General features: G+C 63.5%; 6 protein-coding genes. 1 reads left to right on the forward strand and 5 read right to left on the reverse strand.

Going from position 1 to position 13,842, the window contains the following annotated elements:
* Positions 1-505: 505 nt before the first annotated feature.
* From QE438_RS10375 to QE438_RS10390, 4 genes are all read right to left on the reverse strand, one after another.
* Positions 506-1,498 carry an RHS repeat-associated core domain-containing protein gene (locus tag QE438_RS10375; RefSeq protein ID WP_306995851.1) on the reverse strand — a complete coding sequence of 331 codons (993 nt, stop codon included), beginning with the start codon at positions 1,496-1,498 and terminating at the stop codon, positions 506-508.
* Positions 1,498-6,774: an RHS repeat protein gene (locus QE438_RS10380; RefSeq protein ID WP_306996362.1), complete on the reverse strand. Its 5,277-nt coding sequence runs from the start codon at positions 6,772-6,774 to the stop codon at positions 1,498-1,500. Before QE438_RS10380 ends, QE438_RS10375 begins: the two co-directional genes overlap by 1 nt.
* A 209-nt stretch (positions 6,775-6,983) precedes the next feature.
* A complete protein-coding gene (locus QE438_RS10385) occupies positions 6,984-9,644 on the reverse strand; it encodes an excinuclease ABC subunit UvrA (protein WP_306995850.1) in 2,661 nt (886 codons plus the stop codon).
* A 749-nt stretch (positions 9,645-10,393) separates the two neighbouring features.
* On the reverse strand, positions 10,394-11,557 hold the full coding sequence (locus tag QE438_RS10390; RefSeq protein WP_306995848.1) for an alpha/beta hydrolase: 1,164 nt from the start codon (positions 11,555-11,557) through the stop codon (positions 10,394-10,396).
* A 116-nt stretch (positions 11,558-11,673) separates the two neighbouring features.
* Between QE438_RS10390 and QE438_RS10395 the strand changes: the two genes are divergently transcribed.
* Positions 11,674-12,537 (forward strand): LysR family transcriptional regulator, encoded by an 864-nt coding sequence (locus QE438_RS10395; protein WP_306995846.1) that lies wholly within the window; start codon positions 11,674-11,676, stop codon positions 12,535-12,537.
* 142 nt (positions 12,538-12,679) lie between these two features.
* On the opposite strand, the gene QE438_RS10400 is transcribed toward QE438_RS10395, so the two are convergent.
* On the reverse strand, positions 12,680-13,831 hold the full coding sequence (locus QE438_RS10400; RefSeq protein WP_130524363.1) for a CoA transferase: 1,152 nt from the start codon (positions 13,829-13,831) through the stop codon (positions 12,680-12,682).
* Positions 13,832-13,842 lie beyond the last annotated feature (11 nt).

A 13,842-nucleotide genomic window follows, 5' to 3' on the forward strand; every position in this document is an offset into this window, starting at 1 on the left:
ACTCGAAGAGGCCTGCAACATTCAGTCTATTACATTAGCCAAGCGTAAAAGCCTCAACTGCCAGTTGGATCAGCGGGACATCTCTTCAAAAAAATTACCGATCCTTATAGGCATTGTAAAAAATAGTGTCCGGCCAATCCCCACTTGCTGCAGCTAAAACCCGACCAGAAAGGTCGCCAACCGCAAAGGAAGCATCTCCCCCGAACTTCAAATTTATTCTCCTCACGGCCAGCTCGGTGATCGCAGCCGGCCGAACTTCGTATGCGATGAGTTCAATTAACTCGGGCGGAGGCAGGCCAGCAGGAGCATGAGCAGGCTCGCTACACGCAAAACACTATTTCAGCACCGCGCAAGAATTCAGCCTTCACCTCATCATACATTCGAATCAAATCTGTTATGCGCATCATCGCGGCCTCAGCTTCATCGACTCCGAAGCCAGCCTTAATAATTGAATGCACATAATTTATATTTATTGAATATAAATCCAATGCGTTAACGGCGTCCATTAGAAGCCCCCCTCAACGTAGGTGCCGCTTGCGTTAAATCCCGCATTGTTAAAGGCCCCCTCAGCGGCTTGCCTTGCCGAATCTCCAGCAGGCCTATAATGTCCAGATGCGTTATTCAACGACCTAATCGCCCCGTTAACAAATCTTGCCTCACCTGCTGCTGTCACGCCAGCACCGCGCGCGAGACTTATATGCCCTTCCCTGCCTATTACTAATTTCCCGGCCTCCGTTACAACATAGTTCAATCTTCCACTGTAGGAGGTTTTCTGGATCTGCGAGGCAGCAAATGCCATACTAGGCATGATTTCATCTGCGGGAGCTAAGTTCTGAAAAACTTGCCTCCCAGGCCCTGCGGCAATTGATGTGCCAGCGGCGGCCTCAAAAAGGCCGTTGACAATATTTGTTGCCGTGACAGGATTCGCAGCTGCCGAAAGAGCAACTTCAGCCCCTCCGTATACGGCTACGGGAGCCAGAGCTAGGCCTAAACCCACACCAATGGCAGGTCCTAGCCAATCTTTGTCACTGGGAGGGGGGGACTTTATCTCACCGCCATTTGTAGCTTCATTTATGACCTTGAACGCCGTACCCGTTTCTCTTCCGTCAAGATCCACATTCGTATATGGATTATTGTTTGCGTATGCATATCTGGAGAAGTTCCCGGCGCGCACTTGGTCAACCACATCCGGATCTGTGGAGATAAATCTCCCCATCGCCGAATCAAAGTACCTTTGCTGCATGTAGCTGAGACCTGTCGCGGAATCCTGAACATGTCCTACGTATCCAGGGGAATCGCTGTTGGTTTGATTTAGTGAGTCTCCATAGGGTAAGTAATCCCTACGCTCTATGACGCTCTTCGCCGCATCAGTGACAACGACAGGAGTGCCGAGCGAATCCGTATGTATATATTCGACCGTCTGCGAAGAGGCATTTCCTGCCGAAGCGCTCGCTAAGCACGCCAGCAACAGGCTTACGAACCAGGATTTGGTATTCATCAGTTCTGTACCGTCCATGCAGAGCAGCCGGAGTCATTGCAGGCCCTTACAGAGAATTTATAGCTTCCTGTGTGGGTGTAGTCCGTTTTGGTGGCACTTCCGGTGTAAAACACGCTTGGTCCCGACGTGGTGTTGTAGCCGACCTGGTAACTGGTCGCCCCCGCAACGGCAGACCAGCTGATGTCCCACTCCGACAGGACTGGCCTTGTACCGGGTGGAGACACCGCTTGACCACGCACCGTCAAGCCCGTTGGCGCGGAAGGGATGGGCGGCGGAATGCTGACAGTCGTGGTAGCCGTGGAACTCCATGGTCCACACCCACCCGCGTTGCAGGCACGTGCGTTGTACTGGTAACTGCCGTTGCCCTTGCCGCCAATGCTGGTCGAGGTGCCACTGCCGTTGTAGATCAGGCCACCGTTCTCCTGTACCTGGTAGCTGGACGCTCCGGCCACCGCACTCCAACTGATGGCGTAGCTGCCTGTCGTGCTTGCCGCCGGAACGCTCATCCCTGGCGCGTCCGTCGGCGCCAGCGTGACCGTCACCGAGGCTGTGCCCGAGTAGCCACTGCATCCTGCCGCGTTACATGCCCGCAAGCGATAACCGTAGCTGCCGGTGCCCTTGCCACTGGCACCGTAGCTGGTCGCCGCACTGACCAGCACCTCGGACCAGGCGCCCCCATTCGCGCTTTCCTCAAGCCGGTACTGGCTCGCACCGCCTACGTCGCTCCAGCTCACCGTATAGCTGCCGGTCGCCACCGAACCTGGTGCGCTCGGGGTTCCCGGAGTGCCGGGCGCGTAAACGGCCGTGGTCTGGGTGGTGGTCGAGTAGCCACCACAGCCGCTACCGCTGCAGGCGCGCACACGGTAGCCATAGGTTCCAGCAGCCAGGCCGGTGAAGTCCTTGCTCTGCGCCAGACCGCTGTAGATCTCGCTCCAACTGCCCGAGCCGACCTGCTGTTCCAGCTTGTAGGCCGTGGTGTTGCCCACTGCACCCCAGCTGACGCTGAAGTTGCCGTTCACCGCTGTCGCCGGAGAGGTGATGCTCGGCGCCGAGGTCGGCACCAGCTCAACGGCCACGGTGGCCTCATTGCTCCAAGCTCCGCAGTTGGCATACAGGCACGAACGGGCACGGTAGCTGTACGCCCCATTGCCCTTGCCGCTGAACGCCAGGCTGTTGCCGGTGCCGCTGTAGACGCCCGTCCACGCACCTGTACTACCCACTTTCTCCTGGACCTCGTAGCTGGTGGTGTTGGCGGTAGCGGTCCAGCTCACGGTGTACAGGCCGCTTGAGCTGCTGGCCGGCACCGAGGTCGTCGGCACCGGCAGCGCCTGCACGTTGACTACCCGCGCTACTAGGCTGCCGCCCAGGTACACATACTCGGAGGTCTTGCCGGTACGTTGGTCCTGCTGGCGGCGCAGCACGCCATCCTGCCCGTACAACGAGAATATCTTGCCCAGTGTCGGGCTGTCGTTCAGCACGCGGCGACCATTGGCATCATAGCGATAACGCTCGATCACCGAACCGGCGCAACCCGCTGCCGTTGCGTTACAACGCAATCGATTGCCGTAATCAAAGTCGAAGTGCTTGCCGTTGCGGTTCTCCACATTGCCTTGGGCGTCGTAACCGACCCCCACGCTCGGGCCAATCGCGTTGGACGCCAGGATCAGGCGTTGCTGACTGTCGTAGTTGTACTGATAGTCGACCTTGTCGCCCACCTTGAAGGTCTGCAGGTTGTCCAACGCGTCGTATGTGAACGCCGCCTGGTTGTTCCCGCCGAACATCACCGAGCTGGTGGTCGCCAACCGGTTCAGTCCGTCATAGGTCATCGAGCGGGTCTGCCTGCCATCCACGTAGTCGGTGGTCGAGGCGACGTTGCCGTCGGCATCGAAACTGTAGCCCATGTCCATCACCGCGCCATCGGTGCTGCGCGCCGGCAGCTGCCGAGCGTTCTGGGTCATGGTGTGGACAATGCCGTTGCCATAGGTGAACTGCTTGATCGCACCGTTGGGGTAGTAACTCACGCCAGTGGCATAGCTCCCAGCCCTGGTCGGCTGCCCAAGCGCGTTCGGCGCATAGGACACGGCCAGCGTCGAGGGATACACGTGCATGGCCAGGTTGCCGTTGGCGTCATAGCCATAGTCCATCGAGACCGTGTCGGCGCCGGGCTGCGCCATGTCCTCGCCTACCAGCAACCGGCGATGGTTGTAAATGTAGGTATTGGACACCACATCGCCGTTGTTGCTGTTGTAGGTCGTGACCTGACTGGGCAGCCCATCAGCGGTGTAACTCCAGTTCTGGTTGCCGCGACCATCGGGGAAGGACAACGTCGCCAGGCGATCGCGCGCGTCGTACGTGCGGCTCACCATCCGGCCACTGGCCCAGGCTTGGTCTTGATCGCACGAGGAGGTGCTGACATACGAAGAGACGTTCAGCCCGGTCGCGGACTTCACGATGTTGCCCGCTGCGTCATAGCCGTAGACCGTCGCCCCGGCCTCCGGCTCGATCGATTTGCACAGTTGCTGATCGGCCTGGTAGACGTAGCTGCGCGTCACCGAGACCGAGCCGGAGCCATTGCTTCGGGTGATCGACAATGGCTTGCCGAAGACATCGCGGTTGATGACCGTCCGCGAGTCCTCCGGCGCCAGGATCAACGTGGGACTGTCGTACGCCGGCTCATCGTAGACCTGATATGAAGTCGTGGTCTGCAGGTTACGCGGATCGGTGAGCTGAGTCCGATGCCCGGACAGATAGCTGGTCAGCGTTGTCAGCGTGCCCGAGTCGCTATCCACGGAGGACGAAGTCGTCCGCCCCAGCGCGTCATAGCCGGTCCAGTTGCCTGTTGTTGGCGAACTGCTGGTGCTCGGATAGGAAGCGAAGGTCTGCCGGCCGTTGGCGTCGTAGGTGAAGCGAGTGAAACGCTGGGTGCCCGCCACATCTCCGCCGTCGAACTCACGCACCAACAACGGTTGCCACATCGCGTCGAAGTAGGTGATCCGGCTTCCCGCGCCGGTCGAGACGGTCTGGCGCCAATGCCCAGCGGGCAGCCCGTACTCGCTGCCGCCCACGGGCTCGAATACGAGCGTGGTCGGCGTCCAGGCGCTGGCATCGCACACGCCCGTGGTCGACTCGGAAGGATAGGTCACCTGCGAGACGCGGCCCATCGCATCGTAGGCATAGCAGGTCTTGTTACCTAGGGCGTCGGTAATGGAGGTGATCCATCCCCAGTCACTGACCTCGGCATGCTGAGTCGTATTGTCGGCGAAGGTCATCGTTCGCGGGATGCCACGATACCAATCCGAGGTCTGGGTCGCATGACCGGCGCCATCGGAGAAGGAAGCCAACGTCCCATCGGTATTGTAGGCATAGCTGTGCAGCAGACGACCAAACGCATAGCGCGCGACGGGGAGTGCATCGCTGTTATAGGTCAGCTCGCTGGATACCAGCCCGGTGCCGGCGTTGGTCACCTTGCGCACCTGGGCCAGCACCCACTTGGTGGTGTTGTTCTCGTACTCGTAGGCATCCGTCGTGCTCGCACCCAGCGAATTCGAACGTGTTACCGACAGCGGCTTGGCGAACGCATCGAAGCTGTTCACCGTGGTAGTAAACGTGTCGCCGTCTTGCGCCACAGTCGTGACCTGGGGCGGCGTGTAGGTCGTCAGAGGCAGGTCATTGCGCGAACCACTGTTGTACGTCGACGTCTCGCCGATCGACGTTGGATACGGCATCCCGGCGCTGGGCGCGTAGGTGTAACTCGTGGTCCTCCTGCCAGCGGTCGCATTGAGGTTTACATCCACCGAGATCTGCTTGCCCTCACGCTCGCCCCATTCATTGCTATAGGTGTAACGAGTCACCACCCCGTCTGGCGCGGTCTCATCCACCGTTGTCGTCTTTTCGCAACCGGAAGCACATGTCGTGTCCCAGCTCGCATTCATAGGGCCATAGGCATAGCTCCAGGACCGGTTAATGCCGGGCCCTGAGTAAGTCCAGCCGATAATGGCAAGAGCGTCGAAGTGCGCCGGCGCCCTGGCGAACTGTGAACTCCCCCCCGCGCTCAGACACGCAAAGGGAACGTTGGATCGCCCGTGCAGCACGTTGGCGATGGTGAACGTGCCTTGGACGCCTGAGGGCGCCGTCATAGTGCCCACGATCGAGTTCAAGGCAGGCCGGGTAGGGATACTGCAACCGGCATTGCCTGTCGAGATGCGAGACTTGTAGAACGCGTCAAGAGCGAAGGTCCATTGCCTGCTCTCGGGCGTGGTCACGCTCTGAAGAAACGTGTAGGCATTTCCATTACCGGTGGTGCCGCTGCCGTAAGCGTAGGTCCAAGTCCTCCCTGACGAGGACACATTGGTGATCGCCGAGCCATCCGACGTCCAGCTGATGGTCACCAATCGCCCATCGCTCCCTTGGATGGACTTGAGTTCATCGCCATCGTACTGATACGTCACGTAGTTGCCGAATCTGTCCTCGACCTTCGTCACCATCAGCATGGCGTCGTAGATGTTATCCGAAAGGGGCTGGGGCGCCGCCGTCCGTTCGAACGTCTTCTTGTAAGTTCTCGAAAGAATCAACCAGTCGAACCAATACTTATCCCCATTGGGAGCGGTTGCGAGGAACGCCTCGCCTGGCTGGCCATTGGCGGTTTGCGTCAGACACGCAAACTGCCAGCCGGACGCAGTGACAACGGGATACTGAGCAGTCTGACCACCAGGTGCGTTGGCATTCTGCGAGGCCCTCAGCAGCAACTCCTCCTGACTCCCCTCTCCAGTCACTAGCTGGTAGCCGTTGAACCAGAGATCGACATCGATGTGATAGGGGGCGCCGGATGAAAACTGTGAGCAGCGTGCGAGCGGATTATTACTGCCCGCGGATCCAAGAACGTTCCAAGCCTTGCTGGTACTTTTAGCGATGAGGTGGGGAACTGAGAGCTGCCAATCTTGGAATCCCGGCACACCATAGCCATTGTGCGACTCCGACGGGGTGTAGAGGCGACCAATGGATATGTCCGGCCCCCTGCCTGGCATAGCCAAATCCTTCTGGAAGAAGGACAGGCCCCCCTTATAGAGCTCTACGCGCTCACCGAAAACATTCTGGCCAAGTGGCTTGACGTCTCTAAAGTTCTTGACCTTTGCGTTGTACTCATCCACGTCCTGCGCCGATGCAGTGCAATTGACGATCGCGGCGGTCAGGCCAAGAGCGCAGATGGCGGCATATTTCCGAGAGAGCACAGAAGCCAAGGCGTCGCGTGCACCTTTGGCAAACAAAGCAAACAGCATCTTCTTCAAGTCCTTTTGTCGGCCCCACTCCAGAGCCATCCATCGACATATTTGTCATATGGCCGTGTCAAATTTTTGCCGTGATGTGGCTTTAACTGACAACGTCGCAATGCACGATTGCGGTCCGGCCCGCAAAAAAGCTACACGGTGCAGAGGGCTCGCTCTGCGCGGCAAGAACGAATGTGGGTCAGGCGATCATGTGCGCCCTTTCAACGCTCACCGTCGGATCCGGCGACCAGCGCCTGCGCAAGAAACGGAGCGGTCAAGCTGCCAGGCGTTTCAGCCACTGTGCGCGGGGAGCCTGCCACCACGATGCGGCCGCCGGCAGCGCCTGCACCCGGTCCCACGTCGATCACCCAGTCGGCCTGGGCCACCGCACGCATGTCGTGCTCGATCATCACCACGGTATTGCCGGCGTCGACCAGGCGCTGCAGCTGCACCAGTAAGCGGTCGACATCCGACGCATGCAGCCCGGTGGTCGGCTCGTCGAGCACATACAGGCTGCGGCCGCGCTGGCTGCGCTGAAGCTCGGTCGCCAGCTTGATCCGCTGCGCCTCGCCCCCGGAAAGCTCGGTCGCCGGCTGCCCCAGGCGCAGATAGCCCAGTCCGATGTCGCGCAGCAGTTGCAGGGGCCGCGCCACGGCGTCTTCCCCGCTGAAGAACGCGCCGGCTTCGTCCACAGTCATCTGCAGGACCTCGGCGATGTTGCGCCCGTTCCATCGCACCTTCAGCGTCGCCTCGTTGTAGCGAGCGCCGTGGCACGTCGGGCACGGCGCGTACACGCTGGGCATGAACAGCAGCTCCACGCTGACGAAGCCTTCGCCCTCGCAGGTCTCGCAGCGCCCCTTGGCGACGTTGAACGAGAACCGGCCGGCGTCGTAGCGGCGGCGCCGCGCATCAGGCGTGGCGGCGAACAGCTTGCGCACATGGTCGAACAGGCCGGTGTAGGTGGCCAGATTCGAGCGCGGCGTGCGACCGATCGGCTTCTGGTCGACCTGCACCAGCCGTTGCAGGGCGTCCACGTCGCCCGCCAGATGGCCGCCGGTCGCCTCGATCACTGCCGGCCCCTCGCTGGTGGCGCTGTCGGCGTCGTCTTCCGGCTCGTGGCCCAGGTGCAGCAATAGCAGCTCCGGCAGGGCCTGCGCGACGAGGCTGGACTTGCCGGAGCCGGAGATCCCGGTGACGGCGGTCAGCACACCCAGCGGAATACGCGCATCCACGCCACGCAGGTTATGGCGGTGGATGCCCTGCATTTCCAGCCAGCCGGTCGCTTCGCGTGGCCGGCTGGCCGGCGTGGGAATTTCACCGAACAGGTAGCGCGCGGTGCGCGACTGGGCGATCTTGCGCAGGCCATCCGGCTGTCCGCTGTAGAGCACGTGGCCGCCGTGCTCCCCGGCATCCGGCCCGACATCCACCAGCCATTGCGCACGGCGCATCAGGTCCAGGTCGTGCTCCACCACGAACACCGAATTGCCCGCGTCACGCAGCCGATCGAGCGCGTCGTACAAGGCCTGGCTGTCGGAGGGGTGCAGGCCGGCCGAAGGCTCGTCGAGCACGTACACGACGCCGAACAGCAGCGAACTCAGCTGGGTCGCCAGCCGCAGCCGCTGCAACTCGCCGGCCGAAAGCGTCGGCGTGGCGCGGTCCAGCGTCAGGTAGCCGAGGCCCAGCCCGCGCAGTTGGCGCAGGCGTGCCACCACGCCGCCGGCCAGGCGCTGCGCGGCAAGGCGCTTTTCTTCCGACAGCGCGGAGGTGCGCCGCACGTCGGGCGATACCGCATGCGTCGCACGGCCGGAGGCCGCGCGCCTGGCACGGTCGCGCCGGGTCGCCTCTCTGTCCGTCCCCGCCCCCGCCGCATGGACGCCGAAGTCGCCCTGGGCAATCGGTTCGAGCAGGGCCGCCAGCTGGTCCAGCGGCATCTGCAGGAAGGCACCGATGTCCACGCCGGCAAAGGTGACCGACAGCGCTTCGGGCTTGAGCCGCTTCCCGTGGCAGCTGGGGCACAGCTTGCCCTCCATGAAACGGGACACGCGCTTTCGCATCAGCGCGCTCTGGGTGTTGGCGAAGGTGTGCAGCACATACCGCCGGGCACCGGTGAAGGTGCCCATGTAGCTCGGCTCCAGTTTGCGCTTGAGCGCGGCGCGGGTCTCGGCAGGCGTGAAGCCCGCATACACCGGCACCGTCGGCGTTTCCTCGGTGAACAGGATCCAGTCGCGGTCCTTCTTCGGCAGGTCCTTCCACGGCCGGTCGACGTCGTAGCCCATGCTGACCAGGATGTCGCGCAGGTTCTGGCCCTGCCAGGCCGGTGGCCACGAGGCGATCGCACGCTCGCGGATGGACAGCGAGGGATCGGGGACCATGATCGCCTCGGTCACCTCGTACACGTAGCCCAGGCCGTGACAAGTGGGGCATGCCCCCTGCGGCGTGTTGGGCGAAAAGTCCTCTGCATACAGCATCGGCTGCCCGGCCGGATAGGCGCCTGCGCGCGAGTACATCATCCGCACAAGACTGGAGAGGGTGGTCACGCTGCCCACCGAGGAACGCGCGTTGCTGGCGCCTCGCTGCTGCTGCAGCGCCACCGCGGGCGGCAGGCCTTCGATCGCATCGACGTCCGGCACGCCCGCCTGATCGATCAGCCGCCGCGCATAGGGCGCCACGGACTCGAAGTAGCGTCGCTGGGCCTCGGCATAAAGGGTGCCGAAGGCGAGCGAAGACTTCCCGGAGCCCGAGACGCCCGAGAACACCACCAGCGCGTTGCGCGGAATGGAAACATCCACATCCTTGAGGTTGTTCTCGCGCGCACCGCGTACCTGGACGAAGCCGCTGGCGGCTGTCGTAGGAGGGGGTTCAACGCGAGAAGAGCCTGGCATGTCCTGATCCTGTGGTGCATGAGGGAGCGATGGGCCGACTACGAGCCGAGTCGGTCAAGTGCCGGGCTTGGCGACTGTGCGCCATCGAGCGAGGAGCCAGCGCGAGCCAGGTCACGCCCTGGGCCAGCGTTGCTTCGCCTTCGGCAGCACCAACCTGTCGCGGGCCCGCGCGGCATTGGCCGCCATCTTCCAGGCGCCTGCGGATGAGCGTGGCCAACGCCCTCATCGGACATCACCACCATGCGGTGGGCCAACCGACTTACCTGCCCGCCCACTGTGGTGCATCTTTCAGGCTCGTGCATGAAGGGCTGGTGTGTAAGACCGCTCCGGAGACACCTACCTACTGGCTGCGATGCCCGCTCCCCCGCTGAAGAACCCCCTGAAGCCGGGAAAGAGGGAGTGCACAGACGGGTGAGCACGCGATGCCATGCACCACTATTCGGAAGTCCCACGAGTTCCCAATCATAGGTTGTCCGGCAGGCAGAGAACGCTGTCCCGGCGCAGCAACCTGAGGAGCAAGGCTGACTTCTGAGCCGCCAGCGAGGTCACTGCCAGCGCAGTCGCTTACGGCATGCCGGCCGAGCAGACGCGAATCCGAACGTCGCGCTCTGCAGATGCAGAACGGCGTTTCTGGTCAGGTGTTCGACCTTGCTGCGAGGGCCAGCGGCACGAGCACGCGGCTTTGCGCCCACCCGGCGCCTGCGCGCAGACCGCCGATCCGGCGCTCGCTCGAATTCACACCTGGATCCTTACGCTCGTGTGGCGGACAGATGCTTGGCCTGCAGCCACGCCTGGATGGCGCCGATGAGTTCGGACTTGCGCTCGAGCGGCAGCCAGTGCGCACCGAGCAGGTCGGCCGTCGTCAGGTCCGCGCAGGCCGCGCGCATCGGCTCGCCGTAGCGATTGCCGTTGATGGTATTGATCTGGTCGTACTGGCCGTTCACGAACAGCACCGGCAGCGAGATCCGGCCGCCGTCCGGCGCGCGGCGGGCATAGGCGATATTGGCCGCGTCGTTGAGATACCACGCGCACGGCGGGCGAAAGCCATGGACGTTGAAGGACGCGACCAGTGCGGCGAAGTCCGCCGCCGGCCAGAGCGCCGGATCGGGCCTGGTCGGCGGCGCGCGATGGGCCTCACCGAAGCGACCGCCCTTGCGGGTGACACCCGCATTGGGCGAGGGCTTGCCGACGCTGGCGGGGTCGCCGGAGCGATAGATCGAGGCCAGCGAGGCCGCCTTGTCCGCGTCCAGGTCGGCGACGGCGGCCTCGAAGTGCGTCGTGTAGTAGCGGTAGTAATCCCACTGCCCATCCGGATACGCATCGGCCGGGTAGATCGTGCGATCGACCAGGGGAACCAGCGTCGGCAACGCGTTCGCATCCGGAAAATAGGGAACGGAGATCAGGACTACGCCACGGCTGCGGGCGGGCGCATGGGCGACCAGCGAGGCGGCAATGACGCTTCCCCAGTCATGGCCGATCCAGATGGCCGGCCGTCCGCCGAGATGGTCATGCAGGTCCGCCATGTCCCTGACGACCTGCTCGTTGGTGTAGGCGTCGATCGCGGCGGGCGCCGAAGAGCCGCCATAGCCCCGCATGTCCGGCGCGATGCATCGCCAGCCCGCCGCCGCGAAGGCCTGCATCTGCGCGCGCCAGATGAGGCCAAGCTCCGGCCAACCATGCATAAAGATCATCAACGGCCCATCGGCCGGGCCGCATTCGAGGTAATGGGTGGTATGGCGAAGCGTGGCGAACGTGCGCGAGGCAAGCGCGGCGGGGGCTGCGGCCCATGCGCCCATCGGCAGCGTCGCTGCCGCGCCCAGCGCCATGAGGATGGCCCGTCGCGTGAGGGCAGGCTCACCGCCGATGCCGGGCGTGTGGAGTGGCGTACCGCTCATCTTGTCGTTCTGGCGCATGCCTTATAAGTAGGGCGAAAGCGCGCCCGCGATAAGCGGGGCGACCCGGCATGAGGCTTTAAGCAAAACTTCAAGGCAGATGGGTGCGATACAGAGACACGCTTGATGGCGTTGCCATGTTCGTAGCGGTGGCGGAAGCGGGCAGCTTCTCGGAAGCGGCCCGGCGCCTGGGCGTGTCGCCGTCCGCGGTCAGCCAGGCGATCCGAAGCCTCGAGGAGCGCCTCGGCACGCCGCTGTTTCGCCGCTCCACGCGCAGCGTGCGCCTGACGGACGTCGGCAGCGACTACCTGCTCGCGGCCGCACCGGCGGTGGAGCAACTCAGACAGGCTGCCGAGGATGCAACGGGCCGAAGCGGTCGCCCGGCCGGTCCCTTGCGCCTGACGATGCCGCGGGCCCCCTTCGATCAGCTCATTGCCAGCACGCTGGTCGCCTTCAAGGACGCGTTTCCCGAGGTGGAACTGGAGATCGCGGTCGAAGCGCGCCTGGTGGATATCGTCAAGCAGGGCTACGACGCCGGTCTGCGCTTCGGCAACCATCTCGAGAAGGACATGGTCGCCGTCCAGGTCGCGCCTCCGTCAGCTGCGATTCTGGTGGCAGCGCCGTCCTATCTGGCGAACCGTCCACTGCCCGGCAGCCCGAGCGACCTGCTCACGCATCGCGCGATCGTCTGCCGCAGCCAGCTCACCGGATCGATCATTCCCTGGACGCTGGTATCGGCCGACGACAGGATCCAGATCTCCCTGCCTGAAGCGACCATCGTCCACGATCTCGCTTCGCAGATCGACCTTGCCGTCCGTGGACTCGGGATCGCCAGCGCGCCAAGCGCGATGGTGACCGCCCTCATCGATGAAGGACGCCTGACACACGTGCTGCCCGCCTGGTCATCGCCCATGGAGGCGCTCTACATCTACTTCCCGAGTCGCCGCCATCAGTCCGCCGCGCTGAGGGCGTTTATCGATTTTCTGAAGGGCCGATCCTAGACGCACGCGAAACGCGGCTCTTTGGCTCTGATCGAAGCCGTTTGCTGTCTCCGCTTGGGAAACAGCTGCTTCAACTGCCCATCAGATGACAGGCAAACGGGTCGCAAGGCAATCGATCCCGCTTTGCACCGCCCGCCTCGAATCAGAGCAACGCATTGTCCTGCCCCAGCGTCGGCGCGGCGAAGGGTTCGGGGCCGGGAGTGCGGCCGTAGACGATGGGGCGGGTGACGTTCTGGTACTTGCCAACCACGGGATGGGCGACCTCGCCGATCATCTGTTCGGCATGCACCTGCGGGTGCTGGAACATGTCCTCGATCTTGCGGGCGGCCGCGCACGGCACGGCGTCGCCGAAGATCTCCTCCCACTGCATGGCGGTATGCGCCTGCAGGGCTTCGTGCAGGCGCGGCAGGATCTCGCCGGCGTGCTGGGCGCGCAGCTTGACGCTGGCGTAGCGCGGATCGTCGGCCAGGGCGTCCAGACCGGTGAGTCGACACAGGGCCTGCCAGAAGCGCGCGGTATTGGCCGAGAGGTAGAGGTATCCCTCCTTGGCCGGATGGATGCCGGTCACGCCACCGGAGCGCATGTCGCGGCCGATATCCAGCGCCTCGCCCTCGACCCAGACCAGCCTGGCCGACTGCATGGTCAGCGCGGCGCGCAGCAGCGAGACGCCGACGAACTGGCCCACGCCGCTGCGCTCGCGCTCGTACAAGGCGGCGGTCACGCCCGAGGCGACCAGGGCCGCGGCGTAGTAGTCCACCACCGAGCCGTAGATGATCTCCGGCGGGCCGCTGCGCTTGCCCTGCAGGGCACACATGCCGGTCATGGCCTGCAGCACCTGGTCGTAGCCGGCCTTCTCGCGCATCGGCCCGCGCTCGCCATAGCCGGAGACCGCGCAGTACACCAGCCGCGGGTTGAAGGCCGACAGCCGTTCGAAATCGATGCCCAGGCGCGCCGGCACGCTGGGGCGGAAGTTGTGGACCAGCACGTCGGCCTCGCGCACCAGGCGCAGCAGTTGCGCGTGCTGCGCCTGGTCCTTGAGGTCCAGCACGATGCCGCGCTTGCTGCGATTGACGCCGAGGAAGGCGCGGCTCTCGCTGGGCAGGGTCGAGGGATACTGCCGCAGGTTGTCGCCAGCCGGCGGTTCGACCTTGAGCACGGTCGCGCCCTGGTCGGCGAGCAGGGTGCAGCCGTAGGGGCCGGCGATGTAGGCGCTGAGATCGAGCACCCTGACGCCCGTCAGTGGTCCTGGCGGACCATCGCGATGGATCTGGTCGAACAGCGAGGTCGTGGCCATCGATGAATGCG

The organism is Pseudoxanthomonas sp. SORGH_AS_0997 (assembly GCF_031453535.1).
GTDB lineage: Bacteria > Pseudomonadota > Gammaproteobacteria > Xanthomonadales > Xanthomonadaceae > Pseudoxanthomonas_A > Pseudoxanthomonas_A winnipegensis.

Excerpts from the sequence above, each read along its gene's own strand:
- QE438_RS10375 (WP_306995851.1), bottom strand. The coding sequence starts at position 1,498 with ATGAATACCAAATCCTGGTTCGTAAGCCTGTTGCTGGCGTGCTTAGCG.
- QE438_RS10380 (WP_306996362.1), bottom strand. The coding sequence starts at position 6,774 with ATGCTGTTTGCTTTGTTTGCCAAAGGTGCACGCGACGCCTTGGCTTCT.
- QE438_RS10385 (WP_306995850.1), bottom strand. The coding sequence starts at position 9,644 with ATGCCAGGCTCTTCTCGCGTTGAACCCCCTCCTACGACAGCCGCCAGC.
- QE438_RS10390 (WP_306995848.1), bottom strand. The coding sequence starts at position 11,557 with ATGCGCCAGAACGACAAGATGAGCGGTACGCCACTCCACACGCCCGGC.
- QE438_RS10395 (WP_306995846.1), top strand. The coding sequence starts at position 11,674 with ATGTTCGTAGCGGTGGCGGAAGCGGGCAGCTTCTCGGAAGCGGCCCGG.
- QE438_RS10400 (WP_130524363.1), bottom strand. The coding sequence starts at position 13,831 with ATGGCCACGACCTCGCTGTTCGACCAGATCCATCGCGATGGTCCGCCA.